The organism is Sphingomonas sp. KR3-1, from assembly GCF_040049295.1.
GTDB lineage: Bacteria > Pseudomonadota > Alphaproteobacteria > Sphingomonadales > Sphingomonadaceae > Sphingomonas.
Genome location: NZ_JBDZDQ010000001.1, coordinates 814211 through 840464, shown reverse-complemented (window position 1 = coordinate 840464; position 26254 = coordinate 814211). Strand labels below are relative to the sequence as shown.

Below are 26254 nucleotides of genomic sequence, written 5' to 3'. Positions count from 1 at the left end.
TTGCAGGGAGGGGAATTGAGGCCTCAGCCCTTCGCCACGAACGCCAGCGCCACGCCGTTCATGCAGTAGCGCTTGCCGGTAGGCCGCGGCCCGTCGTCGAAGACATGGCCGAGATGCCCGCCGCAGCGCCGGCACAGCACTTCGGTGCGGCTCATGCCGAGCGAATCGTCGCCCCGGGAGGCCACGGCGTTGGGCAGCGGCTGCCAGAAGCTCGGCCAGCCGGTGCCGCTGTCGAACTTGGTGGTCGAGCTGAACAGCGGCAGCGCGCAGCCGGCGCAGGTGAAGGTGCCGGCGCGGTGCTCCTTGTTGAGCGGGCTGGAGAAGGCATATTCGGTCTCGCCCTGGCGGAGCACGCGATAGGCCTGCGGGCTCAGCCGCTTCCGCCACTCGGCATCGCTGAGCGTGAAGGGGAATTTCTGCGCGGCCTCGGCCGGCGCGCCACCGCATGCGGCGGTGAGTGCGCCAATGCCGGCGACGGTGAGGAAGGTGCGGCGATTGCTGTTCATGGGGCCCATGTGGGTATAACGCGCGGCCGGCTCAATAGTGACTCAGCTCCGCCGGCATCTTCTTGTAGCCATGGACGAAGCACGCCGCGACGCGCTCGGGCTCGCGGACCACGTTCACCCGCAGCCGGCGCTTGGCCATTTCCTCCATCAGCACGCCGATCTGCAGCTCGGCCAGCCGCGCCCCGACGCAGCGGTGGATGCCGTGGCCGAACGCCAGGTGCCGCCGGGCATTCTCGCGGTCGACGATGATCTTGTCGGCATTCTCGAACACGCTCTCGTCGCGATTGGCTGAGAGATACCAGAGCGCCAGCTTGTCGCCCTCGCGGATCCTGTGGCCTTCCAGCTCGGTATCCTGCGTCGCGGTGCGGCGCATATGGGAGAGCGGGGTTTGCCAGCGGACGATCTCCTGGCAGGCATTGTGGATCAGCCCGGGATCGGCCTCGAGCCTGGCGCGCTCGTCGGGGAACTGCTCGAGCCCCCAGGCAAAGGCGCTCATCGAGTTGCGCGTGGTATCGTTGCCGCCGACGATCAGCAGGATCAGGTTCCCCAGAAACTCCATCTGGTCCATCTCGGCCATCGCGTCCGAATGGATCATCATCGAGATCAGGTCGGGCGTCGCTTCTTTGCCGAGCTTGCCCTTCCAAAGCTCGCCGAAATAGGCGGCGCATTCGAACAGGATCTCGCGGCGCTGCTGCTTGCGCACCGGATCCTTGGCGATCTCGATGTCGCCGGCCCAGTCGGACCAGTAGGTGAGCTTGCGGCGATCCTCCCAGGGGAAGTCGAACAGGATCGCGAGCATCTGCGTGGTCAGCTCGATCGAGACCTGGTCGACCCAGTCGAATTCCTGGCCGACGGGCAGCGAATCGAGGATCTCGATCGTGCGCGCGCGGATATTCTCGGTCATCCGCACCATCTCGCTCGGCGTGAAGGCGGGGGCGACGGTGCGGCGCTGGCCGGTGTGCTTGGGCCGGTCCATCGCGATGAACATCGGCATCTTGATGTCGCCTTCCTGCAGGTCGGCGATGGTGATGCCGCCGGCCTGCGAGGAGAAGATCTCGGGCAGCGATTCCACCTGGACGATCGGCTTGTAGGTGGAGATCGACCAGAACGGCCCGAAGGCGCTGTTTGCGGTGTAATGGACGCCGCCCCTGGCGCGCAGCTCGCGGAAGGGCGCATGCCAAGTGTCGTCGCGGTAGAGCTCGGGTCGGCTGACGTCGAGCGGATCCGCGCTCGTCTCGGTCTCGGTCGCAAGCGTCGCCATGCTGCCTCTCCTGCCTTTCGGTGCAGGAAACGCTTAGTTGACAGTGGTGTCAATAGTGGAGCTCATTCCTCCCCGAGCTTGCTCGGGGAGGAATTTAGAAGGCTCAGGCCGCCAACGCCCCGATCTTCGCCTTGCGCTTCGGGCTGCCCGACTTGAGCACGCCGCGGCGGAACCAGCGGGCGCCGAGCGTGATGATGATCGCCACCCACAATATCTGCCAGGCGAGCGCCAGCAGGTGCGGCCAGATCGCCGGCGAACTGCCTGCCATGCCGATCATCGCGAAAGGCGAGCTGAACGGGAAGACGCGCGCTGCGATCGCGATCCAGCTGTCCGGCCGCGTCGCCGCGCCCAGCGCCAGGCCGAACATCATCATCTGGAAGATGGTGATCGGCAGCGAGAGCATCTGCAGCTCGCGCTGGGTGGAAGTCTGCGCGCCGATGCTGAGGAACATCGCGCCGAGCAGCATATAGGCCATGGTGAAATAGCCGATGAAGAGCAGCGCATAGACCGGCGCGCCGATCGCCGCGACCAGGCTGGGAAAGCTGCCGGCGATCTCGGGCGGCAGCAGCTTGGTCGCATTGATGATGATCGTCGCCCAGAACAGCACGAACAGCACCGCGGCGCCGAACATGCCGATGAGCTTGCCGAAGAACACGCTTTCGAGCGGGACGGCGGCGGCGAGGATCTCGATCACCTTGTTCGATCGCTCCTCGGCCATGGTGCCGACCGCCTGGCCCGAGAGGAACAGCGTGATGAAGAACATCGCGAACACGCCGATCGAGGCGGCCTGCCCGCGCCCGCCCGGCGAGGCGTGGCCGCGCTGGACCACGGTCTGAGTGACGGTGCTCACCGGCTCGGCGCTGCCCAGCTTCTGCGCGCGCAGACTCTGCTCGGCGAGCTGGGAGAGGAACTGCGCCTCGCTCCACCCGCGCCGGGCATAGAGCACGTCGGGCTTGTCGAGCGGACCGTAGAGCACGGCGGCGGCATCGAACTTGTCATTGTCGAAGAAGGCGCGCGCCTGCGCGGCGGGGTCGCCCTGCGGCGCTTCGATGGTGAGCGGCGGCGGCGTCAGGTCGCCCTTCTTGGGGAAGAGCGTGCGCAGCTGCTTGTCGGTGGCGAGCAGCACGGGGGCCTGCTCGGGCGGCGCGATCACCACCATCTTCATGCCTGAGTCGTCGCCGACGATCGACTGCGCACCGATCCCGCCGACCGTGCCGAACGCGATCATCAGCACCGGGGCGAGCAGGAAGAGCAGGAAGGTCGGGGTGAACACCGTGGCGGTGAAGTCGCGGCGCGCGACGGTGAGCGCCTGGCGGAGCGTGCGCGAGAAATTGCTCATGCCGCTTCCTCCTGATCCTTGAGTGCATCGGCACCGACGATCTTCACGAACGCGTCGTGCAGCCCGGGCCGCTCGATCGACAGGCCGGAGACGCCGAAGCCACCATCGATCAGCCTGACCATCAGCGATTCGATCCCGTCGGGCGGCACGGTGAAGCGCCAGCTGCCATTCTCGCGCTCGGCATCGCGCGGAAGCAGCGCGCCGGCGCCGTCGACATTGTGGTGCGGCGTATAGTGCGCCTTCATCGGCAGCAACGCGCGGGCATCGGCGACGGTGCCTTCGAAGCGCACCTTGCCGCCGGCGATGATAGACAGCCGCTCGCACAGCCGCTCGGCATGCGCCATGACATGGGTCGAGAACAGGATCGTCGCGCCGCGGTCGCGCTCGCCGAGGATCAGCTTCTCCAGCTTCTCCTGGTTGACCGGGTCGAGGCCGGAGAAGGGCTCGTCGAGCACCAGCAACTCGGGCTCGTGCACCACCGAGCCGAGCAGCTGGACGAGCTGCGCCATGCCCTTGGAGAGCTTGCGGATCTTCTCGTCCTTGGCATGGCCGAGGCCGGCATTCTCCAGCAGCGTATCGGCGCGCTTGCGGCCGACCGCCCAGGGCAGGCCGCGCAGCGCGCCCATGAACGCGATCGCCTCGCGGCACTTCATGTTGGGATAGAGGCCGCGCTCCTCGGGCAGATAGCCGGTGACGTCGCTCGCTTCGCGCGGATGGGCGCGGCCGAGCATCGTGCGCGTGCCTTCGTCGGGCTCGATGATGCCGAGCAGCATGCGCAGCGTCGTGGTCTTGCCGGCGCCGTTGGGGCCGAGCACGCCGTAGATCAGCCCCTTGGGCACCGCGATGTCGACGCCGTCGACCACGCGCCGGTCCCCGAAATATTTGACCAGCCCCCGGGCGCTTACGGCCAATTCGCTCGTCAAAATGGAATCCCTCCGTTGTCGCAACCGTGGTAGCGGGTCCGCGTGACGCAGCACAAGGCATTGGAAGCCCTAATAAGGGCCAAAGCGACCGAAATCGGGTTCGCCGATTGCGGGATCGCGCGCGCCGATGCCGCGCCCAAGTCCGCCGAGCGGCTGCGGCAATGGCTCGAGGAAGGGCGCCACGGCTCGATGATCTGGATGGAGGAGCGCGCCCACCACCGCGAGAGCCCCGCCGGGCTCTGGCCGGAGGTGCGCTCGGTGATCTCGCTCGGCATGAGCTATGCGCCGCGCACCGATCCGCTGGCGCTGGCCGGGCAGGGCGAGATCGGGCGCATCTCCACCTATGCGCAGGGCGCCGACTATCACGACGTGATCAAGCGCCGGCTGAAGGAGCTCGGGCGCTGGCTGGTCTCGGTCGCGCCGGGCGAACTCAAGGTCTTCGTCGATACCGCGCCGGTCATGGAAAAGCCGCTCGCCGAGGCGGCAGGGCTGGGCTGGCAGGGCAAGCACACCAATCTGGTGAGCCGCACGCATGGCAGCTGGCTGTTCCTCGGCGCGATCTACACGACGCTAGAGTTGGAACCCGACGCGCGGCAGCGCTCGACCTGCGGCAGCTGCGACGCCTGCCAGACCGCCTGCCCGACCGACGCCTTTCCCGCGCCCTATCGGCTCGATGCGCGGCGCTGCATCTCGTATCTGACGATCGAGCACAAGGGGCCGATCCCGCACGAATTCCGCGAAGGCATCGGCAACCGCATCTATGGCTGCGACGACTGCCTGGCGGTGTGCCCGTGGAACAAGTTCGCGCATGCGGCGCAGGCAAACCTCGCCTTCGCCCCGCGCGCCGAGCTGACCGCGCCGGCGCTGGCGGACCTGCTCGCGCTGGACGATGCGGCGTTCCGCGAAGTGTTCTCGGGCTCGCCGATCAAGCGGATCGGGCGCGACCGGATGGTGCGCAACTGCCTGATCGCGGCGGGGAACAGCGGCAGCGCCGCCCTAGTCGCGCCGGTGCGGGCCCTGCTCGACGATCCGGACGAGACGATCCGCGAGGCGGCGGGCTGGGCGCTGGAGAAACTAAGCCCCTCCCCTTCAGGGGAGGGGTTGGGGTGGGGCCTATCCGCAGGGGAAGGTCTCGGTGAGACTCTGCCCCACCCCAAAACCCCTCCCCCGAGGGGGAGGGGCTTAAGACGTTAGCGCGCCGGCCGGGCGCTGAGCGCGGCGACGCAACTCGCCTCGTCGATCGGCCTGCCGTCGCGCTGGCGGGCATCGACATGCGTCACCACTGCCTCGCCGCGGCCCTGCGGATAGAGATAGGTGTCGAGCACGCAGATCGGCCCGGCGAACTGAAGCTTGCGCGCGCTGCCCTCGGTCATGTCGAGCTGCGGCTTGCCGAGCCGGGCGATCAGCCGCGGGGCGGTGGCACCGTGGATCGCCGCAAGGTTGGCGGGCATCTGCGCGGTCGCCGCGGCACTGGGCAGCGGCACATAGCCGGCGCGCGGCGGCGGGATCGCGCCTTCGCCACACGCGCCGAGCGCCAGCGCGCCGATCAGGATCAGTTTCTTCAAGAAGTCCGCCTCCCGCGGTGAAATGCGTGCGTGGCCATCGCGGCTCCCAGCACCGGGGCGATCAGGTTCAGGATCGGGACGAGCAGAAGCCCGGTGCCCACCGCGCCCAGCGCGAAGCGGCTGATGCTGGTGCGCCGGCGCCATTTGGGCAGCGCGTTGCTGCCCATGTGCCGCGCCGCGACCATGTCGCCCAGGTCGCGTCCCAGTAGCCACGAATTGACCAGGAAGAACGCCACCGCGGTGCCCACGCCGGTGACCAGCAGGATAAGATAAAGCGGCGAGAACAGCAGGTTGATCGCGATCAGCCGCACGGCCGAGCCCAGGCCCATCGCCAGCGACCGGGCGAACGGCACGTCGCGCGCCTGGGCATGCGCGTCGGGATAATATCTGCGCTCGACCGCGGCGACCACCTCGTCGGCGAAGATGCCGATCACCGCGACCGCGATCGCGCGGAACATCAGCCAGTGCGCGAAGATGACGAGCACGATCGTGGTGATGTCGGCAAAGGTATCCGATCCGCTCCAGCCGCCGAGCCAGGCTGCGATCCCGTCAGCCAGTGCGTGCATGCCGAACCACAGTCCCACGCTCACCGCGACGAACAGCATCAGGGTGAGCAGGATCGATTTGACGAAGACCGCAAGGATCGGGCGGTCGAACAACTGGCCGAGCGAGAGGAAGAAGGCCTGGATCATTGCGCTATCCTTTGCCCGCGACTAGGGCAGCCGCGCAATCTTTTTGGAGCACCAGTTTGACCAGCCCGACCTATGACGTCGTCGCCATCGGCAATGCGATCGTCGATATCCTTGCCCAGGCCGAGGACAGCTTCATCGAGGAGATCGGCGTCGCCAAGGGCTCGATGCAGCTGATGTTCTCGCCCGAAGAGGCGGACGCGCTCTATGCCAAGATGGGCCCGGGCCGTGAGATCTCGGGCGGTTCGGCGGCGAACACCGTGGCCGGCATCGCCGCATTGGGCGGCAAGACCGCGTTCATCGGCCAGGTCGCCGACGACCAGCTCGGCCAGGTCTTCGCGCACGACATCCGCGCCGCCGGCGTCGATTTCGACACCGCGGTCCGCCCCGGCCAGCCGACCACCGCGCGCTGCCTGATCTTCGTGACGCCGGACGGCCAGCGCACGATGAACACCTTCCTCGGCGCCTCGCAGTTCCTGCCCGAGGCGGCGCTCGACGAGAGCGTGATCGCCAATGGCGCGATCCTCTATCTCGAGGGCTATCTGTGGGATCCCGAGGAGCCGCGCGCCGCGATGCGCAAGGCGATCGAGATCGCCCGCAGCAACGGCCGCAAGGTCGCCTTCACTTTGTCCGACGTCTTCTGCATCTCGCGCCACGGCGACGATTTCCGCAAGCTGATCGAGGACGGGCTGATCGATATCCTGTTCGCCAACGAGAACGAGCTGCTCGCGCTGTGCGAGCATGAGGAGTTCGAGGCGGCGGTGCAGCACATCCACGGCAAGGTGCCGGTGCTGGTCGTCACCCGCAGCGAGAAGGGTGCGATGGCGCTGGTCGGCAGCGACCGCGTCGAGGTTCCGGCCGAGCCGATCGCGAAGCTGGTCGACACCACCGGCGCGGGCGACATGTTCGCGGCGGGCTTCCTCCACGGCCAGGCCCAGGGCCGCTCGGTAGCGGACTCGCTGCGCCTGGGCGCGATCGCCGCCGCCGAGATCATCCAGCACTATGGCGCCCGTGCCGAGGTCGACCTCAAGGCACTGGCCGAGGCGAAGCTGGGCTAAGCCATTAATTCCTCCCCCAGCTTTCTGGGGTAGGAATCTAAATAGAAAAGGGCCGGAGGATCGCTCCTCCGGCCCTTTTCTCTTGTTCGGAAACCGGCGCCCTCAATGGGTGCCGGGGACCTCCGGCTTCAGCTCCTCATAGGCTTCCGGCTCGTGCACTTCGTCCCGGCCGAGGCCGACATGGCTGCGCGCGCGGCTGTAGCCGAAATAGACCACCAGGCCGATCCCCGCCCAGATCAGGAAGATCGACTTGGTCTTCATGTCGAGGCTGTAGAACAGGTAGATGCAGCCGACGATCGACAGCAGCGCCGTGACCCAGATCAGCGGCGTGCGGAACGGGCGGTGGCGGTTCTTGTCGGTGTAGCGCAGCACTAGCACCGCGATCGACACCGCCGCGAAGGCGAACAGCGTGCCCGCGTTCGAGACGTCGGCGAGCAGCCCGACCGGGAAGAACGCCGCGAACAGCGTCACGAAGATGCCGGTCAGGATGGTGATGACGTGCGGGGTGTGGAAGCGCGGATGCACGCGCGAGAAGAACTCGGGCAGCAGGCCGTCACGGCTCATCACGAAGAAGATGCGGGTCTGCCCGAACATCATCATCAGGATGACCGAAGGCAGCGCGATGATCGCCGCGGCGCCGACCAGCCAGCCGACGAAGGGATGGCCGATCTGCTTGAGCGTCCAGGCCAGCGCCTCCTTCGAGCAGACCACGGCGTTGTCGTGGATCGCCTGGCAGGCCTGCGACAGGCCCGGCGTGCCCGGCGAGAGATGTTCGCCGCCCGGGCCGAACATCGGCTGGCCGCCGACGGTGCCGATCACGCCCGACGCGACGAGCAGGTAGAAGATCGTGCAGATCGCGAGCGAGCCGATCAGGCCGATCGGCATGTTGCGCTGGGGGTTCTTGGTCTCTTCGGCGGCCGTCGAGACCGCGTCGAAGCCGACATAGGCGAAGAAGATCGACGCGGCTGCGCCCGAGATGCCGGCGAAGCCGAGCGGCGCGAACGGAGTGAACTGCCCCGTGCGGATCACCGGAATGGTGAGCGCGACGAACATCGTCAGCGCGATGATCTTGACGCCGACGAGCACGGCGTTGACGGTCGCGCTTTCCTTGGTGCCCTTGACGAGCAGCGCGGTCACCAGCGCCGCGATAAGCATCGCGGGCAGGTTGATGATGCCGCCGTCGAACGGACCGCGGACCAGGTCGAGCGGTATGGTGATATGGAAGCTCGAGTTGAGCCAGCCGATGAAATAGCCCGACCAGCCGACCGACACCGCGCCGGCGGCGATCGCATATTCGAGGATCAGCGCCCAGCCGACCATCCAGGCGACCAGCTCGCCCATCACGGCATAGCTGTAGGTATAGGCGGAGCCGGAGACCGGCACCATCGCCGCCATCTCGGCGTAGCAGAGCGCCGCGACCGCGCAGACGAAGCCGGCGATCACGAACGACAGCATCATGCCCGGGCCGGCCTTCTGCGCCGCCTCGGCGGTCAGCACGAAGATACCGGTGCCGATGACGGCGCCGATGCCCAGCATGGTGAGCTGGAATGCGCCCAGCGATCGATGCAGCGATTTCTTCTCGGCTGTCGCGAGAATGGCATCGAGAGACTTTACTCGCCCGAATATCATGAAATGGTCCCCTTAGCGGCGGTTCGTCCGCCGCCCCCGTCTTGATGAAAGGCGCGAGCCTAGCCGCAAAACCGGGGGAGGCAATGCTTTAGTGCCCCCAAGTGCCGCTTTAGCGCTACGAAAGCGGCGAGTCGTGGGGGCAGGGCTTGGCGGAAGTTGCCGAGAGGGTGGCGAGGGCGGTATTCCGGAGAGGATGGCGTCGCACGGGGGTGGAGAAGCGGGCGGACACTCTTCTTTCCCCGGCGAAGGTCGGGGCCCCAGTCTTTAGAGTCGCGCGCCTTTGCCGCGCTCGCTTAGTCTGGGCCCCGGCCTGCGCCGGGGAAAACCAGGGTAAAGTCGGGAATCAGCGCGCCAGCATCGGCCCCAGCGGCTTGCCGGCGAAGACATGGACATGGAGGTGCGGCACTTCCTGGTGCGCGTCGACGCCGGTATTGGCGAGCAGCCGGTAGCCGGGTTCCACGAACCCCGCCTCGCGCGCGACCTGTCCCACGGCACGGACGAAGCCGGCGATCTCCGCCTCGCTCGCCTTGGCCGAGAAATCGTCCCACGAGACATAGGCGCCCTTGGGGATCACCAGGATGTGGTGCGGCGCCTGCGGGTTGATGTCGTGGAAGGCGAGGGCGAAATCGTCCTCGAACACCTTTTTCGACGGAATCTCGCCGCGCAAGATCTTCGCGAAGATGTTCTGCTCGTCATAGGGCTGGGTAGCGTCGATGGGCATGCGCGGCTCCTTTCCCAATCCAATAGCAAACCGTCATCCCGGCGAAAGCCGGGATCTCGTGTGGTGGCGCGATACGGCCTGCGATCCCGGCTTTCGGCGGGATGACGGCTAGGCCGGCCGGCTCGCCTTTTCCTCGATCCCCGACACGCCCTCGCGCCGCGCCAGCTCGGCGCGGACGTTATCGAGGCTCAGCCCGGCATCGGCGAGCAGCACGATCAGGTGGAAGACGAGGTCCGCCGCTTCCTTGGTCAGTTCCTCGCGGTCGTCCTGGATCGCGGCGATGACGGTCTCGGTCGCTTCCTCGCCCAGCTTCTGCGCGATCTTGGCGCGGCCTCGGGCGGTGAGCCTGGCGACATAGGAGCTGTCCGGGCTCGCTGTGCGGCGGGCGCGGATGGTCTGTTCAAGCGTGTCGAGCGTATCGGCCATGGCTCCCGGCTGCGGGAGGCGGGCGTCCCTGTCAATCCTTGGGTGCGGTCTTGCGGAAGCGCGCGCGCAGCTGGCGGCGGACGAACCAGATGCCGCCGGCCGCGACCGCGGCAAGCGCCAGGTCCGAAAGCTCGGGCATCGAGCGCGTACCGGCACGCCCGGTATGCGGCGGCTCGTCGGCGGCGATGGCCGGCGCGGCGAGGAGCAGCAGGGGGAGGGCGATGCGGAGCATGAGGGTGGTGTAGCGTGGTGGGGTTGGGGAAGGGTTAAGCCGCTTTTCCCTCTACCGCTATGGCGGGAGAGGGGTGGTCGAGCGAAGCGAGGCCGGGGTGAGGGTGTGTGAGGGCGGCAGGCGCAGCGCTTGTGGCCCCTTATTGACCCTCACCCTGGCTCGCGATGCGAGCCGTCCCTCTCCCGCAAAGCGGTAGAGGGAGTCAGGACCGAACCGGAATCCCCGCCGCCGCCAGCGCGGCATGCGCGTCGGCGATGCTCGCCTCGCCGAAATGGAAGATCGAGGCGGCGAGCACGGCGCTGGCATGGCCCTGCGCGATGCCGTCGACCAAATGCTGGAGATTGCCGACTCCGCCTGAGGCGACCACCGGCACGGTCACCTGGTTGGCGATCGTGCGGATCAGCTCGAGGTCATAGCCGTCGCGGGTGCCGTCGCGGTCCATCGAGGTGATCAGCAGCTCGCCGGCGCCGAGATGGGCGAGCGCGAGCGCATGCGTCACGGCGTCGATGCCGGTCGGCTTGCGGCCGCCGTGCGTGAAGACTTCCCAGCGCCCCCCCGCAACCTTGCGCGCATCGACCGAGGCGACGACGCACTGGCTGCCCATCTTCTCGGCGATCTCCGCCACGACTTCGGGACGCGAGACCGCGGCGGAGTTGACCGCGACCTTGTCCGCGCCGGCGAGCAGCAGCGCGCGCGCATCCTCGACGCTGCGTACCCCGCCGCCGACGGTGAGCGGCATGAAGCACACCTCGGCGGTGCGGCGGACGACGTCGAGGATCGTGCCGCGCGCCTCGTGGCTGGCGGTGATGTCGAGGAAGCAGAGCTCGTCCGCCCCGGCGGCGTCATAGGCGCGGGCCTGCTCGACGGGGTCGCCGGCGTCCTTCAAGTCGACGAAGTTGACGCCCTTCACCACGCGGCCGTTCGCCACGTCGAGGCAGGGGATGACGCGGGCGCGGACGGTCATGCCTTGCCCACTTCGATCGCCCATTTGAGGTCGAGCCGGCCGTCGTACAGCGCGCGGCCGGTGATCACGCCTTCCACGCCGTCGGCGACGTGCGGGCGCAGTGCATGAATGTCGGCGATATCGGTGACGCCGCCGCTGGCGATCACCGGGATCGACACCGCGCGGGCCAGCGCCACGGTCGCCTCGACGTTACAGCCCTTGAGCAGCCCGTCGCGGCCGACATCGGTGAAGAGGAGCGCTGCGACGCCGGCATCCTCGAAGCGGCGGGCGAGATCGACCACCGACACGTCCGACACATCGGCCCAGCCGCGCGTTGCGACCAGCCCGTCGCGCGCATCGACCGCGACGACGATGCGGCCGGGATTGTCGCGCGCGGCTTCGCGGACGAGGTCGGGATTCTCCAGCGCCGCGGTGCCGATCACCACGCGCTCGACGCCGAGATCAAGCCAGCGGTCGATCGAGTCGCGGTTGCGGATGCCGCCGCCGAGCTGGATGTGACCGCCAAAGCCGCTCTCAAGGATCGCGGCAACCGCCGCGTCGTTGATCGATTCGCCCGCGAACGCGCCGTCGAGATCGACCACGTGCAGCCATTCGGCGCCGGCCTGTGCGAAGCTCTCGGCCTGGGCAGCGGGGTTGTCGCCATAGACGGTGGCGCGGTCCATGTCGCCCTCGGCGAGGCGGACGACCTGCCCGCCCTTGAGGTCGATCGCGGGAAAGATGATCAGGCCATCTGAAGCTAGGGGCGCCATGCTAGGAATCTCTCGACCAGCGCAATGCCGTAGCGCTGGCTCTTTTCGGGGTGGAACTGGACGCCGATCATGTTGTCGCGGCCGATCGCCGCGGTGACCGGGCCGCCATGGTCGGTGGTGGCGAGCACGTCCTCGCCTTCGAAGGCGAAGCTGTGCAGGAAATAGGCCTCGCCTGCCTCGATCAGCGGGTGCGGGGCAGCGGGGACGACATCGTTCCAGCCCATATGCGGCACGTGCACGCCGGGGGCGGGCGCGATCGCGCGGACGGTGCCGGGGATCCAGCCGAGACCGGGGTGCGTGCCCATCTCCTCACCGGCATCGGCCATCAGCTGCATGCCGACGCAGACGCCGAGGAACGGCGCGCCCTGCTGGCGGACGCGGGTGTTCAGCGCCTCGACCATGCCGGGGATGACGCGCAGCCCCGCCGCGCAGGCGCCGTACGCGCCGACGCCCGGCAGCACGATCCGGTCGGCCTTGAGCACTGCCTCGGGATCGGCGGTAACCGCGATGTTCGCCGCGCCCGCCGCCTTCAGCGCGTTGTGCACCGAGTAGAGATTGCCCGCGCCGTAATCGATCAGCGCTATGGCGCTCACAGCACGCCCTTGGTCGAGGGTATCACATCGGCCTTGCGCGGATCGATCTCGACCGCTTCGCGCAGCGCGCGGGCCAGGCCCTTGAACGCGGCTTCGGCGATATGGTGGTTGTTGGTGCCGTAAAGCGTCTCGACGTGCAGCGTCACGCCCGCGGTCTGCGCGAACGAGTGGAACCAGTGCTCGAACATCTCGGTGTCCATCTCGCCGAGGCGCTTCTGCGAGAATTCGGTCTTCCACACGAGGAAGGGGCGCCCGGAAATGTCGATCGCGACGCGGGTCAGCGTCTCGTCCATCGGCGAGAGCGCGTCGGCATAGCGGCGGATGCCCTTCTTGTCGCCGAGTGCCTTGGCCACGGCCTCGCCGATCGCCAGCCCGGTATCCTCCACCGTATGGTGTTGGTCGATATGGAGGTCGCCCACCGTCTTCACGTCGAGATCGATCAACGAATGGCGGCTGAGCTGCTCGAGCATATGATCGAAGAAGCCAATCCCCGTCGAAACGGAATAGGCTCCCGTCCCGTCCAGGTTGACGGTGACGTCGACGGCGGTCTCGCTCGTCTTGCGGCTTACGGTGGCGGTGCGCATCGGCACCCACATAACGATGGTTGCCGCGCATGCAATCTTGACCGTGCGGCTCCGTGCGCTACCCAAGGGGCATGACTGGCAACGTGCCCGATAGCTTGATTCCCTATGATGAGATCGTGCAGGAAGCCCTGCGCGCCGTGGTCGGCCGCGTGCTCGGCACCGTCGCCGAGACGGGCAACCTGCCCGGCGGCCATCATTTCTACATCACCTTCAAGACGCATGCGCCCGGGGTTGACATCCCGCAGCGCCTGATCGAGCGCTTCCCGGACGAGATGACCATCGTCATGCAGCACCGCTTCTGGGACCTGAAGGTCGACGACAACAAGTTCTCGGTCGGCCTGAGCTTCAACCAGGTGCCGGCGATGCTCAACATTCCCTTCTCGGCGATCACCGGCTTCCACGACCCGGCGGTGAACTTCGAGCTGCGCTTCCAGGCGGCCGACAGCGGCGACGAGCCCGATCCGCAGCACGAAGAGGCGGAGAATGACGGTCCGGCGGTCAAGCCGACGGACGACGGCTCGAACGTCGTCTCGGTGGATTTCAAGCGGAAGAAGTAAGCTGGCCCCGGCCGCAAGGCCGGTATCGGCGATTTCAGCGCATCAGGCGTGCGCGCAATTCCTGCATCGCCACCGCGTCGACTGCGGCGGCGGGATCGTCGGCGCCGAGGATGTTGCCCAGATGATCGAGGATCTGGCTGGCGCGGTCGAGATTCTGCAGCGATGCCATGTGCGTGGCGATCACATGCGGATCGTCGATCAGCTGCTCGCCGAGAGAATCCAGCAGTTCGCGGACATGGTGGATCTCCTCGACCAGCCGCGTGCCGAGATCGGCGAGCGACGGCCCGGCCGGCGCCTCGGGCTCTGCCGGCAGCGCCGCGCCGCTGCGCACCGCGTCCTGGATGGCGTCGACGCGTGCTTGGCCGTGGAAGCCGTTGAAGCTCGCCGAGCGATTGCCCGACACCCATTCCTCGACGGTGACGGCGCTGGTGTCGAAGGCGACGCCGCAGCGCCCGGCGCCCTGCCAAACGACTCGGGCGCCCATCTCGATCTCCGCGCGGCGCAGCACCAGCTTGGTGCACGGGCGCGGCAGCACCGAACCGTCGAGCATCGCGCCGCCTTCGGAGAGGTTGCGGATCCGCACGGCGACCTTCAGCCCGTCCGCCTCGATCGTGGCGGAGAGCAGCAAGTTCTTGCGCGGCGGGCGTTCCGTCATCCCCCGGCCGAAAATGGGTGCATTCGCGTGCATCGATTTACTCATAGTCGGCCAGAAGCGGATGGTTGGTTAACGGCGCAGGAAATTCCGTGCTCTGGAAACGCCGCGGGGGAGCGGCTAGAGCGCGCGGGACTCCGCCGGCAGGCGACAGGATAGAGGAAGCCAAGCGTGACCACCCGTACCGAAACCGATTCGATCGGCGCGATCGAAGTCCCCGCCGATTGCTATTGGGGCGCCCAGACCCAGCGCTCGATCGAGAATTTCCCGTTCGGCGCGATGGAGCGCATGCCGCTCGGCATCGTCCACGCCCAGGCGATCGTGAAGCAGGCCGCGGCGCGGGTGAATCGCAAGCACGGCATGGACACCAAGATCGCCGACGCGATCGAGGCGGCGGCGCAGGAGATTGTCGCGGGGGACCTCGACGACCAGTTCCCGCTGGTGATCTGGCAGACCGGCTCGGGCACCCAGACCAACATGAACGTCAACGAAGTCATCGCCGGCCGCGCGAACTTCGTGCTCGCCGGCACCAAGGGCGGCAAGTCGCCGGTGCACCCCAATGATCACGTCAACATGAGCCAGTCGTCGAACGACAGCTTCCCGACCGCGCTGCACGTCGCCGCTGTGCTGGCGACGCGCGACCAGCTGATTCCCGCGCTCGACCAGCTCACCGCCTCGCTGACCGCCAAGGCCGAGGCCTGGGACCACATCATCAAGATCGGCCGCACCCACACCCAGGACGCGACGCCGCTGACGCTCGGCCAGGAATTCTCGGGCTATGCCGCCCAGCTGATCAGCTGCAAGGCGCGGATCGAGGGTTCGCTCAACGGCAATCTGCGCAAGCTGGCGATCGGCGGCACCGCGGTAGGCACCGGGCTCAATGCGCCGGAAGGCTGGGCCGAGGACATGTCGGCGGCGATCACGGATATCGCCGGCACCCAGTTCGAGCCGGCCCCGAACAAGTTCGAGCAGCTCGCGGCCAAGGACGGCCTCGTCTTCTTCTCGGGCGCGCTCAACACGCTGGCGGTGGCGCTCAACAAGATCGCCAACGACATCCGCTTCCTTGGCTCGGGCCCGCGCTCGGGCTTGGGCGAGCTGTCGCTGCCGGCCAACGAGCCGGGCAGCTCGATCATGCCGGGCAAGGTCAACCCGACCCAGTGCGAATCGCTGACGATGGTCGCGGCGCAGGTGATCGGCAACAACCAGGCGGTGACTGTCGGCGGCATGCAGGGCCATTTCGAGCTCAACGTGTTCATGCCGCTGATCGGCGCGAACGTGCTGCGCTCGATCGCTTTGCTCTCCACCGGCATGACCAGCTTCGCCGAGCGCTGCGTCGACGGGATCGAGGCGAACGAGAGCCAGATCAAGGCGCTGGTCGACCGCTCGCTGATGCTGGTGACCGCGCTCGCGCCGGCGATCGGCTATGACGCCGCGGCGAAGATCGCCAAGAACGCGCACGAGAAGGGCCTGACGCTCAAGGAGAGCGGGCTGGCGCTCGGCCTCGTCGATGAAGCGACCTTCGACCAATATGTTCGCCCCGAGACGATGATCGGGCGGTGAAACAACTTCTCCCCTCCCTGCAAGGGAGGGGATCAAGGGGGTGGGTTAGAAAAGGCCGGGCTCGATGCCCGGCCTTTTCTTTTCTGGCGCTGGCGAGAGCTCGCTGCGCTCGCAACCCACCCCTAACCCCTCCCTTGCAGGGAGGGGAACCTGATGCCGTTTCAATCGCTTCCGTTCCTGAACCATTTACGCAGGGAGCAACCATGATCGGGGACGCAATCGCAGGCTGGATCGGCAACCGCATCGACCGTCGCGACGGTGAGGGCGGTACGCTCGGCACGATCGCCGGCGTGCTGAGCTGGAAGGCCGCCAAGAAGATCGTCCCCGCCGCGCTGGTGATCGGCGGCGCAGCCTATGCGTATCGCCACTTCACGAAAAGCCGCCAGGAAGTGGCATGATCGGCAAGCTCCTCGCTGCCTTTATCGGCAACCGCATCGACCGCGAGGACGGCAAGGGCGGCGTGAAGGGCGCGCTGATCGGGCTCGGCGTCGAGCGGATGCTGGCGCGGATGGGCCCGATCGGCTGGGTGCTGGCGGCACTGTTCCTGGTGCTGCGCTTCGTCTGGCGGCTGATTTTCCCGAAACGGCGCGTGCGCATCGTCCGGTCCTAGCTTGACGGGGACGTGAGTCCCACGCCAAAGGCACCCATGCCCCATTCTACCGAGACCGACCCGCACGGATTCAAGCGACGCGGCGTGCTGTTCGTGCTTTCCTCGCCCTCGGGTGCCGGCAAGTCGACGATCGCGCGCAAGCTGCTCGCCGCCGACGAGCATCTCCAGATGTCCGTATCCGTCACCACCCGGCCGATGCGCCCGGGCGAGGTGGACGGCGTCGACTATCATTTCGTCGATCTCGAGCGCTTCCGCGAAATCGCGAATAACCACGAGTTCCTCGAATGGGCGCACGTGTTCAACCACCGCTACGGCACGCTGCGCACGACAGTGGAGGAGATCCTCGATACGGGCCGCGACGTGCTGTTCGACATCGACTGGCAGGGCGCGCAGCAGCTGTTCCAGCTCGCCGGCGGCGACGTGGTCCGGGTGTTCATCCTGCCGCCCTCGTTCGTCGAGCTGCGCCAGCGCCTGGTCAACCGCGCGACCGATTCGATCGAAGTGATCGACGCCCGCATGGCGCGCGCGGCCGCCGAGGTCAGCCATTGGGACGGCTATGACTATGTGCTGGTCAATGACGATGTCGACCAATGCTATCGCTCGGTCCACACGATTCTCAACGCCGAGCGGCTCAAGCGCTCGCGCCAGACCGGCCTGATCGGCTTCATCCGCGGTCTGATGAAGTAACGACGCCAATATCGGCAGAGGAACTGCGGACAGTTGCTGCCGGTTACCTCCTCGGAACGATCAGAGGAGGACAGGATGGCGGACGAAAAGACGACGATAGTGGAGACCGGCGGCGGTGGCGCCGGAACCGTGATTGCGGTGGTCGCCGGCATCATCGTGCTACTGGTCGTGGCATATTTCCTCTTCGGCCAGGCACTGATGAACGGCGGCACCAAGAAGATCGATGCGGATGTGAAGGTGGAAACGCCGAAGTGAGCGTGGCAGCGGCGCGCGCTGCCATGTGCGCCGCCGTGCCTTACCACTGGACGGGCTTGATCCGATTCATCTGCGGGTCGATGAAGTAATCTTCCCAACAGGGGAGGTTCTCATGACTAGACTTGTTCTTGGCGGCGCGCTCGGTGGGCTCGCCATGTGGCTGGTGGGTTTCCTCTTCTGGGGCACGCCGCTGAGCCTGCTCGCCTTGTCCCGCACCGACGATGCGACCAGCGCGGCGCTGCATGCCGCCCTCGCGCAGCATCTCGGCCCGCTCGGCACCGGCGCCTATCCGGTGCCTTGGCCGGGCACGCCGCTCGGCACCCAGCTCTACGGCCAGGGGCCGACGGCGATGGTGTTCTTCAACAGCAGCGGCTTCGCCAATCCGGACAGCGCCTCGCTGATCGGCGGCCTGATGCTGGCGATGCTCTGCGTGCTGCTGGCAGGCTTCGCGATGCGGATGATTGCGACGGGACTGGGCTTTCGCGACCGGCTCAAGCTGGTGGTCCTCGCCGCGGTGGCGGTAACCGCCTATTCCGATCTCGGCCAGCCGGTCTTCAACCACGCGCCACTCGGCTATTTCCTCTATCTGTGGATCAGCGACGTGGCGAGCTGGGTCGCGGCCGGCGCGGTGCTCGCCTGGGCGCTGCCCAGGCCGGTGGTGGTGCAGGGCTGATGTACATCACCGCGCTCGTCATCCCCGTTCACGAGGATAAGCAGGACGCCTATCGCGCCTGGGCCGCGAACACCGCGGCGGTGTTCAAGCGCAATGGCTGCCTCGAGATCACCGAAGCCTGGGAGGATTTCGTCCCCAATGGTTCGGTCACCGATTTCCGCAAGGCAGTTGCCGCGAAGCCCGGCGAGAAGATCGTTATCTCCTGGCAAGTCTGGCCCGACAAGGCGACGCTAGATGCCGCCGAGGAAGTGATGCACACCGACGGCAGCCTGGAGTTCGAAGGCGAGGTGCCCTTCGACGCCAAGCGGCTGATCCTGGGGTGCTTCCGGGAACTGTAGGCGAGGCCCTACCACTTAATCGTCATCCCGCGGAGGCGGGGATCCAGGGTGGCAAAGCGACGTCCTTCGTGACTCTGGATCCTCCCCTTCGCGGGGATGACGGTTGAACGTTGGGAATCAGAGCAGCCCTAGAAACCGAACCCCCGCGTCGAAATCTACCCGGTGGGCGTTGCGCGCCTGCACCGCGAGCGAATCCTCGCCCCACAGCTCCGCCTGCCAGAGTTCGTCGACATGGGCGGCCTGCCACAGCGTCTCCGGCGAGACCGCGCCCTCGAGCAGCGCCAGCGCCCCGACCAGCGAGCCGCCGATCGTCACCACCGGCGACAGCGCCGCGAGCCGGAACGGGTCGAGTGCATGGACGGCCTCGGCCAGCCGCGCGATCGTCGCTTCGGGCTGGGCCTTGTGCATCACGCCCGCCGTCGTCTCGAAATGAACGTCGTAGCGGCCGCGCGCCCAGTCGAGCAGCGGATCCCAGGCATCGGCCTGGCGCTCGACCAGCGGCTCGGGCCCCTCGGCGCGGTAATAGAGCAGGTCGCTCTCGCCATAGGCGGCAAGGCTTGCCGCGAAGGGGGCGGGATCGGTGGCGATCCGGTCGATCGCGGCATTGGCGAGCCCGGTCAGCGGCATCGCGCGCGGGTCCAGGGTCTCGCCGACGCCGCGCCACTCGTCCGCCACGGCCTCGGCCAGTGCGGGGGTGGGCAGGGCGAGCGGCACCCGGCCCGGGGTGCGCACCGGCTTGCCGTCGAGCGCCACCTGGCCATGCTCGACGCTGACGTCCTTCCAGAAGCGCCTCATGCCTCGGGCGGCGCCTCTGCGGGAGTCTTCCAGCGGCGCGCCAGGCTCCTGGGCACCACTGCCATGATGTAGAGCGACGACATGATGATCGTGCCGCCGAACAGCGTCATCTGATATTCGTGCGCGCGGCCGGCGATCAGCAGGCCGAGCACCGCGCCGGCAGTGCCGATCATGTTGACCCCGACGATCATGTAGTAGCGCTTCATCGCCAGGCGCTCGGCGTCGGTCATAGACCCTCCAGATGTGCGGGAAGCTGGCTGGCATGGTCGGCGAGGCGGTGCGCGCCGGCGCCGAGCAGCTCCTCGGATGTGTGGTAGCCCCATAGCACACCAAGCGCATGCGTGCCAGCGGCGCGCGCCATCGCCATGTCGAAGCTGGTGTCGCCGATCATCGCGGTGGTCTCGGGCGCGGCACCGGCCTCGGCGATGGCGAGCTCGAGCATCGCGGGGTGCGGCTTGGAGGGGTGGCGGTCGGCGGTCTGCAGCGTGACGAACCGGTTGCGGATCCCGTGATGCTCGAGGATCAGGTGCAGCCCGCGATCGGACTTGCCGGTGGCGACGCCGAGCAGCCAGCCCGCGGCGTCGAGCATGTCGATCGTCTCGAGGATTCCGTCGTACAGCGGCTCCGGATCCAGGGCTGCGGAGGCGCGCATCGCGTGGAAGGCGCGCTTGTATTCCTCGGCCATCGCATCGTGCAGCGCGGCGTCCGCCTCGGGCAGCAGCTGCGCGATGGCGGGGACCAGGCTGAGCCCGACGATGCGGCGAATGTCGTTGCGGCCCGGCGGGTCGAGCCGGTGCGCTTCGAACGTCGCTTCCATCGCGCGGCAGATATTGGCCTGCGAATCGACGAGCGTGCCGTCGCAATCGAACACGGCGAGGCGGTTCACTTCGCCCCCCGCATCAGCGCAGCCATCGCGCGGCGGCCCTGCGCGTCGAGCGCGTCGGCGGCGGCGAGCCGGGCGGCGTCGGGCTTCTGCTGCCCGAGCTTCAGCGTGCCGCGCCAGGCCTGCACCTCCAGCCGATAGCCGAGGATCACGCCCGCCATCTTCGCGGCAATCGCCGGGTCCATCTTGGCGCGCGTCCATTCGGGCTTGGGAGCGAGGCGGCGTTCCTGCTCATGGCTGACGGCATCGAGGATCGCGAGCAGGCCATCATCGTCGGTGCGGGTCACCCGGCCTTCGAGCTCGACCGCGACATAGTTCCAGGTCGGCACCAGGTTCGGCCCTGCGCCATACCAGTCGGGGCTGACATAGGCGTCCGGCCCCTGCAGGTTGAACAGCGCGGTGGCGCCGTCCAGATGCCGGACCAGGCCGTTGCCGCGCGCCAGATGGAAGCCGAGCGTGTCGTCGTCCAGCCACACCACCGGCACGTGCGCGACGCGCAGCCCGTCGGGCGTCGCAGCGAACAGCGCGCCGAAGCCGATTTCGCGGACCAGGTCGCGGATTGCCGGGCGGTCTTCCCAGCGGAAGGCCGGATGCGGATGCATCAGCGCCCCCGGCTGCCGCCGGGCTTGGCGCCGCCGCGGCTCGGGCCGGGCTTGGTACCGGTCGCGGAGCCGGTACGCGGACCGCTGCGGGGACCCGGCTTGGCACTGGCGCCGGCAGGCTTGCGCGCGCCGGTCTTGGGACCCAGCTTGGGTGCTGCAGGCTTGCGCGTGCTCGGCTTGCCGCCGCTGCGCGGCGCCGGCTTGTCGCCGACCGCGCCTTCGCCGCGCCCGCGCCGCTCGCCGCGGCGCTCCTTGCGCACACTCTTGGCATGCGCCTTGGCATTGGCCTTGAGCTGCTCCTTGGTCATCGGCTGCGGCCCGTCGTCGAGCAGCAACGCGTCGCCCTCGGCTTCCTCGAAGCCCAGCGTGTGCAGCGATTCGGCGAAGTGATGCGGCAGCGCGGCGGTCACGTCGATCTTGTCGTTGTCGGGATGATCCACTCGGATGCGCCTCGCATGCAGGTGCATCTTGCGGCTGATTCCGCCCGTCAGGAACGCCTCGGGCCCGCCATATTTGCCGTCGCCGACGATCGGGAAGCCGATTGCCGCCATGTGGACGCGCAGCTGGTGGGTGCGCCCGGTAAAGGGCTGGAGCTCGACCCAGGCGGCACGGTTGCCGGCGCGGCCGATCACCCGGTAGCGCGAGCGGGCGGGCTGGCCCTCCTTCTCGTCGACCTGCATCTTCTCGCCGCCGGTGCCCGGCTGCTTGCCGATCGGCAGCTCGATCATCCCGTCCTGGATGCTCGGCACGCCGACGACCAGCGCCCAATAGACCTTGCGCGCGGTGCGGCTGGAGAAGCTCTTGGAGAACGCCGCCGCCGCGCGCGCGGTGCGGGCGACGAGCAGCGCGCCGCTCGTATCCTTGTCGAGCCGGTGGACCAGCTTGGGCCGCCCCTCCAGGTCGTACTGGAGCGCGTCGAGGAGCTCGTCGACATGCTCGTTGGTCTTGGTGCCGCCCTGCGTCGCCAGCCCGGGCGGCTTGTTGAGCACGAAGGCGGCGTCGTCCTGGTGGATCACCAGCGAGCGGGCGAACTCGATCTGCTCCTCGCTCAGGTTGACTTCGCGCTTGCGCTTCGGCCGGGCGGGCTTGTCGGGCTTGGGCGCCTCGGCCGGGGGCACGCGGATGACCTGGCCCATCGCGACATGGTCGCCCGGCTTGGCGCGCGCGCCGTCGATGCGCAGCTGGCCGGTGCGCGCCCAGCGCGAGACGAGGTTGAAGCTCGTGTCCGGCAGGTGCCGCTTGAACCAGCGGTCCAGGCGGATGCCGTCGTCGTCGAGCTTGACGGTGAACTGGCGAACGGCGTCGGTCATGCTGCGACCCTCATGATGCTAAGGCCCGCGAACAGCGCGAGCGCCGAACCGAGCACCGAGGCGAGGATATAGCCCAGACCCATGCCCCAGTCGCCGCGCTGGAGCATGTTCATCAGGTCGAGGGTGAAGGCGGAGAAGGTGGTGTAGCCGCCGAGCGCGCCGACGCCGATCAGCAGCCGCCATTGCTCGCCGCCCTCGCCGATACGCGCGAGCGCGCCGACCAGCGCGCCCATCAGGAAGCCGCCGATCACGTTCACGGCAAGCGTTCCCCAGGGATAATTGGGCCCGAGCCAGCCAAGCGCGAGCTTGCCGGTGAGATAGCGCGCGCCCGAGCCGACGGAGCCGCCGAGCATGACGAGGAGAAGGGGTGGCATCCCGAGCGGTTAGCGCGGAATCGTGGAGAGGGGAACCTTCTCTTCAAATCCTCCCCGAGCTTGTCTCGGGGAGGGGGACCATTCGCGTAGCGAATGGTGGAGGGGTCGTCGCGGAACGCGGCGGTAAACGCCGCACCCCTCCACCACGCCCTTCGGGCGCGGTCCCCCTCCCCCAGCAAGCTGGGGGAGGAACTAGTAAGGTTAGATCCCGTTGTTCGCCACCAGGTCGATATCCGTCCCGCCGTCCGGGCGGTTGGTCAGGAACAGCACATAGGCGCCGCCATCCTTGTCGCGGGTGCCGCCCAGGATATGCTCCTTGCCGTCGATCTGGTGCTCGCTGGTATAGCCGCCGCGGATCGCGTGCGTGTAATACCAGTCGAGCATCACCTGCATCGACTGGGGCGAGGAAAAGCTCACCACGCGCAGCTGGCACTGGCCGGCGGTGCTGCCCGCCGCCTCGCTGACCCGCGCCTGCGGATAGAGCGGCAGGTCCTTGGGCAGGCGCTGCGCCCAGCCCGCGGCATATTGCAGCGACGAGGCGCACTGGCTGGTCTTGCCGTCCTTCTGGCGCGCGGCAAGGCCGCCCAGCGTCACCGAATCGCGCGCCGCGGCGCACTGGGTGCAGCTCTTGTCGGCCTGGGTCGGTGCGGGAGTCTTGAGCAGCTGGCCATTGTCGATCTTGCCGCTGTATGCCGCGACATTGTCGCTCGGCACGCCGCCCGAATAGGGCTGTGCCGGCGGGCGCACCGCGTCGCCATTGGCCTGGCGGCCCAGCTGCGGGTCGACCATGATCTGGTCCTGCAGCGCGCTTGCCAGCGCCGGATCGGCGGCGTTGCCGCTCTCGCTGTCCGCGGCATCGCCCAGGCTCCCACGGCTGCCGCACCCCGCCAGGGCGAGGGGCAGGGCAAGCATCAGGAAGAGGTGGCTGCGGGCCATGGAAAACGCTCCTTTTGGGCCCGTTTTCTGCCTGAGGAAGGTTAAGGAAGCCTTGGGCACGCTGGATTCTTGTCCACAGCTGCGTTAACCATAAGCGGAACCCCGGACGGATCGCGTGCGTTTTTGGCCGAACGATCGAAGGGGGCTGCATGCAGCTGAACGCGAAGATGATTGGTGCCGGCGTCGCCGCCGCCATTGCCGCCGGGGTTGGATACGCCCTGCTCCACAAGCTCGAGGACGAGGCCGATTTCGACACGGTGACGCGCGAAGGCGCGTTCAGCGTGCGCGATTATCCGCGGCTGCTCGTCGCCGAAGTGGTGGTGCCCGGGCTGCGCCAGGCGGCGCTCTCGGTCGGCTTCACCCGGCTCGCCGACTATGTCTTCGGCAAGGAGCGCGCCGGCGGGCGGCTGCCGATGACCGTGCCGGTGCTCTCCGACGGCGATGAGGATGGGCGCGGCTGGCGCACCCGCTTCCTGATGCCGGCGCATGCGAGCATCGAGACGCTGCCCGATCCCGTGGCGGGCGTCCGCCTGCGCGCGCTCCCCGCCCGGCGGATCGCCGCGCTGCGCTTCGCCGGCCCGGACAGCGACGGCCAGCTCGACGCGCACGAGGCCGAGCTGCGCGCCTGGATCGGCGCCCATGGCCTCAGCCCGGCAGGGCCGGTCGAGCATGCCTTCTACAATTCGCCCTTCACGCCCGCTCGCCTGCGCCGCACCGAGATATTGATCCCGCTCGCGGCATAGCTGTAGTATATTGCTAACACACTCGGGCTGCGGTATAGCGGTAACCATGCTGAACCTGCTCTCGATCCTTATTGGCATCATCGCACTGCCGCTGATGCTGATCGCGCTGATCCCGCTGCTTGGCTGGGTGAACTATCTGGTGATCCCGGTCGCCGTGGTCGGCCTCGCGCTCGGCGCGCTCTCCGAATCGAACACCGGGCGCAACCTCAACATTGTCGTCGCGCTCGTCGGCCTCACCCGCCTGTGGCTGGGCGGCTTCATCCTCTGATCTTCTGATCTTCGCGTAGCGCGAGGGACTATCCTCATTGTCACCCCAGCCTTGTGCCGGGGCCCACCATGCCGCACGCGATGCGGATGGAGCCTCTTGTTCGGTCCGCGCCTCCTGGTGGACCCCGGCACAAGGCCGGGGTGACGGCGTAGGGGAGGCCTGCAACAAAAAGGGCCCGGCGTTTCCGCCGGGCCCCTCTCTGCCTGCGTGGCAAGCTTGACGTTTGCGCGCGGGCCTTAGCGGCAGCGCACGTTGCCGCGGTCGACCGACGAGCCGATCGCCGCACCCGCAGCCGCGCCGAGCAGCGTGCCCAGCGTCGCGTTGCGGCCGTTCGAGATCGCATTGCCGAACAGGCCACCGGCAACGCCGCCGACGATCAGGCCGGTCGTGCCGTCCGAGCGGCGGCAATAATAGCGGCCGTCATTGCCGCGATAGACGCGGTCATTCCGGCTCAGGCGACGCTCCTGATAGTAGCGGCCGTCACGATAATAGTCGGCCGGGTTGTAATAGGTCTCACCGCGCGGAAGGCGGTTATAGTCGTAGTTGCGATAGCCGCGCCAATCGCGCTGCCACTCGCGGCGGTCCTGGCGCTGGGCCTGGGCGATGTCGTTGCGGCAATCGCGAGCCTCGCGGCGATATTCGCCGCGGCTGTCCGAATTGCGCAGGTCGTGACGGCAATCCTGGCGAGCCTCGCGCTCGTTATGGCCCTGGGCGGCGGCAGGCGTCGCAATGGCGGCAGCCGCAATCGCGGCGGCAAAAAGAATACGCATGGAGTCTCTCCGTTTCTTGTTTTCCCCACCCGGTCAACGTGCCGAAGCGGCGCGAAGTTGCGTGAACGGAAAACTACCTCCGGTTCATATCCGAGCCATACGTCAGATCCGCGTAGTGCCCGGATAGGCGAAGAGCAGGTCGCTGCCCGCCTCGGCATGCAGGTCCGCGCTGCCCTCGATCGTCACGCATTCGCCGGCGCGGAACGCGGTGCCGTCGACCACGCCTTCGCCGCGCAGCGGGATCAGCCAGCCGGTGACGCCGGCGGGGAGGCTGAGCGTGCGGCGCCCGCCCGCCCAGCGCTCGAGCACGAACTTGGGGCCTTCGACCAGGATCACACGGTCGTCGGCGACGCGGCCGGGCATCGGGTTGGGCGCGTACGGCACCGGCTCGGCAACCGCGATGCCGGCATCGAGGTGCAGCTCGCGCGGCCGGCCATAGTCATAGAGCCGATAGGTGGTCTCGCTGTTCTGCTGCACCTCGACCAGCGTGATCCCCGCGCCGATCGCGTGGATCGTGCCCGATCCCGAATAGAAGAAGTCGCCGGCCTTCACCGGCTTCCAGTCGAGCAGGTCCTCGATCGAGCCGTCGAGCGCGGCCTGCTTCAGCGTCTCGCGGTCGACCGGCGCCTTGGTGCCGAGCGCGATCGTCGAATCGGGCTCGGCGTCGAGGATCACCCAGCATTCGTCCTTGCCGCGCGGCAGCCCGGCGGCATGCGCCTGCTCGTCATTGGGGTGGACCTGCACCGACAGCTTCTCGCTGGTGAACAGATATTTGATCAGCAGGTCGGGCGCGGCGTTGCCCGGCGTCTGGAACCACACTTCGCCCACCGGCTCGCCGTCCGCGGCGGGATCGGGGAAGCCGGGCCACAGCTTGTGGCGGCCCCAGGGCTTTTCGACACGATGGGTTGCCAACAGCGTTGCGGTCACTCGATTTCCCTCCGGTTTGCAGGTTCGTTAGCGCAACGCCCGGAGCCTGTCTCGGCTCCCGCCATAGCGCGGCTT

General features: G+C 67.8%; 36 protein-coding genes. 12 read left to right on the top strand and 24 right to left on the bottom strand.

The features are described from left to right. Positions 1–23: 23 nt before the first annotated feature. From msrB to ABLE38_RS04265, 4 genes are all read right to left on the bottom strand, one after another. Positions 24–506 (bottom strand): peptide-methionine (R)-S-oxide reductase MsrB, encoded by a 483-nt coding sequence (gene msrB, locus ABLE38_RS04280; RefSeq protein ID WP_348972918.1) that lies wholly within the window; start codon positions 504–506, stop codon positions 24–26. Between the two features lie 31 nt (positions 507–537). Next, positions 538–1767 carry a cytochrome P450 gene (locus ABLE38_RS04275; protein WP_348972917.1) on the bottom strand — a complete coding sequence of 410 codons (1230 nt, stop codon included), beginning with the start codon at positions 1765–1767 and terminating at the stop codon, positions 538–540. A 103-nt stretch (positions 1768–1870) separates the two neighbouring features. After that, positions 1871–3106 (bottom strand): ABC transporter permease, encoded by a 1236-nt coding sequence (locus ABLE38_RS04270; RefSeq protein ID WP_348972916.1) that lies wholly within the window; start codon positions 3104–3106, stop codon positions 1871–1873. Further along, on the bottom strand, positions 3103–4029 hold the full coding sequence (locus ABLE38_RS04265; RefSeq protein ID WP_348972915.1) for an ATP-binding cassette domain-containing protein: 927 nt from the start codon (positions 4027–4029) through the stop codon (positions 3103–3105). Before ABLE38_RS04265 ends, ABLE38_RS04270 begins: the two co-directional genes overlap by 4 nt. 60 nt (positions 4030–4089) lie before the next feature. On the opposite strand from ABLE38_RS04265, the gene queG reads away from it, so the two are divergent. Beyond that, on the top strand, positions 4090–5223 hold the full coding sequence (queG, locus tag ABLE38_RS04260; protein WP_348974446.1) for a tRNA epoxyqueuosine(34) reductase QueG: 1134 nt from the start codon (positions 4090–4092) through the stop codon (positions 5221–5223). Here queG and ABLE38_RS04255 read toward each other — a convergent pair. Continuing rightward, entirely contained in the window at positions 5220–5594 is a 375-nt protein-coding gene (locus ABLE38_RS04255) for a hypothetical protein (RefSeq protein WP_348972914.1), read from the bottom strand. The genes queG and ABLE38_RS04255 overlap by 4 nt on opposite strands. After that, complete coding sequence (locus ABLE38_RS04250; RefSeq protein WP_348972913.1) at positions 5591–6286, bottom strand: EI24 domain-containing protein; 696 nt, start codon at positions 6284–6286, stop codon at positions 5591–5593. Before ABLE38_RS04250 ends, ABLE38_RS04255 begins: the two co-directional genes overlap by 4 nt. Before the next feature lie 56 nt (positions 6287–6342). Between ABLE38_RS04250 and ABLE38_RS04245 the strand changes: the two genes are divergently transcribed. Further along, positions 6343–7341 carry an adenosine kinase gene (locus ABLE38_RS04245; RefSeq protein ID WP_348972912.1) on the top strand — a complete coding sequence of 333 codons (999 nt, stop codon included), beginning with the start codon at positions 6343–6345 and terminating at the stop codon, positions 7339–7341. A gap of 102 nt (positions 7342–7443) precedes the next feature. Here ABLE38_RS04245 and ABLE38_RS04240 read toward each other — a convergent pair whose 3' ends face one another. The 8 genes from ABLE38_RS04240 to hisB form a co-directional block, all read right to left on the bottom strand. Beyond that, positions 7444–8970: an amino acid permease gene (locus ABLE38_RS04240; protein ID WP_348972911.1), complete on the bottom strand. Its 1527-nt coding sequence runs from the start codon at positions 8968–8970 to the stop codon at positions 7444–7446. Between the two features lie 343 nt (positions 8971–9313). Then, on the bottom strand, positions 9314–9691 hold the full coding sequence (locus tag ABLE38_RS04235; RefSeq protein ID WP_348972910.1) for a histidine triad nucleotide-binding protein: 378 nt from the start codon (positions 9689–9691) through the stop codon (positions 9314–9316). 108 nt (positions 9692–9799) lie between these two features. Continuing rightward, positions 9800–10117 carry a phosphoribosyl-ATP diphosphatase gene (locus tag ABLE38_RS04230; protein WP_348972909.1) on the bottom strand — a complete coding sequence of 106 codons (318 nt, stop codon included), beginning with the start codon at positions 10115–10117 and terminating at the stop codon, positions 9800–9802. Between the two features lie 31 nt (positions 10118–10148). Continuing rightward, positions 10149–10349, bottom strand: coding sequence for a hypothetical protein (locus tag ABLE38_RS04225; protein WP_348972908.1), 201 nt, complete (start codon positions 10347–10349; stop codon positions 10149–10151). Between the two features lie 202 nt (positions 10350–10551). Further along, positions 10552–11313, bottom strand: coding sequence for an imidazole glycerol phosphate synthase subunit HisF (hisF, locus tag ABLE38_RS04220; protein WP_348972907.1), 762 nt, complete (start codon positions 11311–11313; stop codon positions 10552–10554). Then, complete coding sequence (gene hisA / locus ABLE38_RS04215) at positions 11310–12062, bottom strand: 1-(5-phosphoribosyl)-5-[(5-phosphoribosylamino)methylideneamino]imidazole-4-carboxamide isomerase (RefSeq protein ID WP_348972906.1); 753 nt, start codon at positions 12060–12062, stop codon at positions 11310–11312. The genes hisF and hisA overlap by 4 nt, the downstream gene beginning before the upstream one ends. After that, a complete protein-coding gene (gene hisH, locus ABLE38_RS04210; RefSeq protein WP_348972905.1) occupies positions 12050–12655 on the bottom strand; it encodes an imidazole glycerol phosphate synthase subunit HisH in 606 nt (201 codons plus the stop codon). The genes hisA and hisH overlap by 13 nt, the downstream gene beginning before the upstream one ends. Next, positions 12652–13239 (bottom strand): imidazoleglycerol-phosphate dehydratase HisB, encoded by a 588-nt coding sequence (gene hisB, locus ABLE38_RS04205; RefSeq protein ID WP_348972904.1) that lies wholly within the window; start codon positions 13237–13239, stop codon positions 12652–12654. The genes hisH and hisB overlap by 4 nt, the downstream gene beginning before the upstream one ends. 71 nt (positions 13240–13310) lie before the next feature. Between hisB and ABLE38_RS04200 the strand changes: the two genes are divergently transcribed. Next, positions 13311–13796, top strand: coding sequence for a ClpXP protease specificity-enhancing factor SspB (locus ABLE38_RS04200; protein WP_348972903.1), 486 nt, complete (start codon positions 13311–13313; stop codon positions 13794–13796). 34 nt (positions 13797–13830) lie between these two features. On the opposite strand, the gene ABLE38_RS04195 is transcribed toward ABLE38_RS04200, so the two are convergent. Then, entirely contained in the window at positions 13831–14451 is a 621-nt protein-coding gene (locus ABLE38_RS04195) for a PilZ domain-containing protein (protein ID WP_348972902.1), read from the bottom strand. A gap of 168 nt (positions 14452–14619) precedes the next feature. Between ABLE38_RS04195 and fumC the strand changes: the two genes are divergently transcribed. From fumC to ABLE38_RS04160, 7 genes are all read left to right on the top strand, one after another. Next, positions 14620–16008, top strand: a complete 1389-nt coding sequence (gene fumC / locus ABLE38_RS04190; RefSeq protein WP_348972901.1) for a class II fumarate hydratase — start codon at positions 14620–14622, stop codon at positions 16006–16008. Between the two features lie 203 nt (positions 16009–16211). After that, positions 16212–16406 carry a hypothetical protein gene (locus ABLE38_RS04185; protein ID WP_348972900.1) on the top strand — a complete coding sequence of 65 codons (195 nt, stop codon included), beginning with the start codon at positions 16212–16214 and terminating at the stop codon, positions 16404–16406. After that, positions 16403–16618 carry a hypothetical protein gene (locus tag ABLE38_RS04180; protein ID WP_348972899.1) on the top strand — a complete coding sequence of 72 codons (216 nt, stop codon included), beginning with the start codon at positions 16403–16405 and terminating at the stop codon, positions 16616–16618. The genes ABLE38_RS04185 and ABLE38_RS04180 overlap by 4 nt, the downstream gene beginning before the upstream one ends. A gap of 36 nt (positions 16619–16654) precedes the next feature. Continuing rightward, on the top strand, positions 16655–17305 hold the full coding sequence (gene gmk, locus ABLE38_RS04175) for a guanylate kinase (RefSeq protein ID WP_348972898.1): 651 nt from the start codon (positions 16655–16657) through the stop codon (positions 17303–17305). A gap of 75 nt (positions 17306–17380) precedes the next feature. Beyond that, on the top strand, positions 17381–17560 hold the full coding sequence (locus ABLE38_RS04170; RefSeq protein ID WP_348972897.1) for a hypothetical protein: 180 nt from the start codon (positions 17381–17383) through the stop codon (positions 17558–17560). Positions 17561–17672: 112 nt separating this feature from the next. Beyond that, positions 17673–18233 (top strand): hypothetical protein, encoded by a 561-nt coding sequence (locus ABLE38_RS04165; protein WP_348972896.1) that lies wholly within the window; start codon positions 17673–17675, stop codon positions 18231–18233. Continuing rightward, a complete protein-coding gene (locus ABLE38_RS04160; RefSeq protein WP_348972895.1) occupies positions 18233–18571 on the top strand; it encodes a DUF1428 domain-containing protein in 339 nt (112 codons plus the stop codon). Before ABLE38_RS04165 ends, ABLE38_RS04160 begins: the two co-directional genes overlap by 1 nt. A gap of 117 nt (positions 18572–18688) precedes the next feature. On the opposite strand, the gene ABLE38_RS04155 is transcribed toward ABLE38_RS04160, so the two are convergent. From ABLE38_RS04155 to ABLE38_RS04125, 7 genes are all read right to left on the bottom strand, one after another. Then, on the bottom strand, positions 18689–19366 hold the full coding sequence (locus ABLE38_RS04155) for an ATP12 family protein (RefSeq protein ID WP_348972894.1): 678 nt from the start codon (positions 19364–19366) through the stop codon (positions 18689–18691). After that, entirely contained in the window at positions 19363–19596 is a 234-nt protein-coding gene (locus ABLE38_RS04150; RefSeq protein ID WP_348972893.1) for a hypothetical protein, read from the bottom strand. The genes ABLE38_RS04155 and ABLE38_RS04150 overlap by 4 nt, the downstream gene beginning before the upstream one ends. Continuing rightward, positions 19593–20252 carry an HAD-IA family hydrolase gene (locus ABLE38_RS04145; protein WP_348972892.1) on the bottom strand — a complete coding sequence of 220 codons (660 nt, stop codon included), beginning with the start codon at positions 20250–20252 and terminating at the stop codon, positions 19593–19595. Before ABLE38_RS04145 ends, ABLE38_RS04150 begins: the two co-directional genes overlap by 4 nt. Then, complete coding sequence (locus ABLE38_RS04140) at positions 20249–20851, bottom strand: FMN-binding negative transcriptional regulator (protein ID WP_348972891.1); 603 nt, start codon at positions 20849–20851, stop codon at positions 20249–20251. Before ABLE38_RS04140 ends, ABLE38_RS04145 begins: the two co-directional genes overlap by 4 nt. Continuing rightward, on the bottom strand, positions 20851–22161 hold the full coding sequence (locus ABLE38_RS04135) for an RluA family pseudouridine synthase (RefSeq protein WP_348972890.1): 1311 nt from the start codon (positions 22159–22161) through the stop codon (positions 20851–20853). The genes ABLE38_RS04140 and ABLE38_RS04135 overlap by 1 nt, the downstream gene beginning before the upstream one ends. Beyond that, positions 22158–22535: a fluoride efflux transporter CrcB gene (gene crcB, locus ABLE38_RS04130; RefSeq protein WP_348972889.1), complete on the bottom strand. Its 378-nt coding sequence runs from the start codon at positions 22533–22535 to the stop codon at positions 22158–22160. The genes ABLE38_RS04135 and crcB overlap by 4 nt, the downstream gene beginning before the upstream one ends. Positions 22536–22736: 201 nt before the next feature. Next, a complete protein-coding gene (locus ABLE38_RS04125; protein WP_348972888.1) occupies positions 22737–23471 on the bottom strand; it encodes a hypothetical protein in 735 nt (244 codons plus the stop codon). A gap of 149 nt (positions 23472–23620) precedes the next feature. Between ABLE38_RS04125 and ABLE38_RS04120 the strand changes: the two genes are divergently transcribed. Together ABLE38_RS04120 and ABLE38_RS04115 are read left to right on the top strand one after the other, a co-directional pair. Beyond that, positions 23621–24214: a heme-binding protein gene (locus ABLE38_RS04120; protein WP_348972887.1), complete on the top strand. Its 594-nt coding sequence runs from the start codon at positions 23621–23623 to the stop codon at positions 24212–24214. Between the two features lie 46 nt (positions 24215–24260). Continuing rightward, positions 24261–24482, top strand: a complete 222-nt coding sequence (locus ABLE38_RS04115) for a hypothetical protein (RefSeq protein ID WP_348972886.1) — start codon at positions 24261–24263, stop codon at positions 24480–24482. Positions 24483–24718: 236 nt separating this feature from the next. Here the strand turns inward: ABLE38_RS04115 and ABLE38_RS04110 are convergent, their stop codons facing one another. Beyond that, positions 24719–25252 carry a glycine zipper 2TM domain-containing protein gene (locus ABLE38_RS04110; protein WP_348972885.1) on the bottom strand — a complete coding sequence of 178 codons (534 nt, stop codon included), beginning with the start codon at positions 25250–25252 and terminating at the stop codon, positions 24719–24721. Between the two features lie 102 nt (positions 25253–25354). Then, positions 25355–26179 carry a phosphoheptose isomerase gene (locus ABLE38_RS04105; RefSeq protein WP_348972884.1) on the bottom strand — a complete coding sequence of 275 codons (825 nt, stop codon included), beginning with the start codon at positions 26177–26179 and terminating at the stop codon, positions 25355–25357. Positions 26180–26254: the final 75 nt, after the last annotated feature.